The sequence below is a fragment of the Neisseria sp. 19428wB4_WF04 genome, assembly GCF_015235335.1.
Lineage (GTDB): Bacteria > Pseudomonadota > Gammaproteobacteria > Burkholderiales > Neisseriaceae > Neisseria > Neisseria musculi.
The window spans coordinates 1-425 of record NZ_JADGLG010000169.1 but is presented as its reverse complement, the minus strand read 5'-3'; the positions used below and the strand labels follow the sequence as shown (position 1 = coordinate 425).

General features: G+C 68.2%; 1 protein-coding gene. It reads left to right on the top strand.

Annotation, left to right across the window (positions count from 1 at the left end):
* A partial coding sequence (locus IR141_RS12835; protein WP_167743235.1) for a hypothetical protein occupies positions 1–425 on the top strand: 425 nt, incomplete at both ends.

Below are 425 nucleotides of genomic sequence, written 5' to 3'. Positions count from 1 at the left end.
CGCATCGACGGTGAACGGCCGGACGTGCTGACTGTCACGCGCCGCATCGAGGGCCGGCAGCTGTCCGAACGGATCGAGGTGCCCGACGGCGCCGACGAGGTTCCCTACACGTTCCTCGCCGTCAAGCAGAGCCTGACCTACACGGTCCAGGGCGGAGATTACACCACGCGCGCCTACCGCATCGACGTGCCCACCTCGGTGCGCCTCAGCCTGGTGCGCGCGACTTATCATCACCCGGCCTACACCGGTCGGGAGCCGACCACCAGCGAACGCGCCGGCGGCGACCTGGAAGCCCTGCGCGGCACCCGCGCTGCGCTGACCTTCGTCCTCGATCATCCCGCCACCCAGACGACGATGCTGGTCGAACGCCTGGTGCAGAATCGGACCGTGACCGAAAAGATGGAGCTGACAGCCGAGAGCGGGAC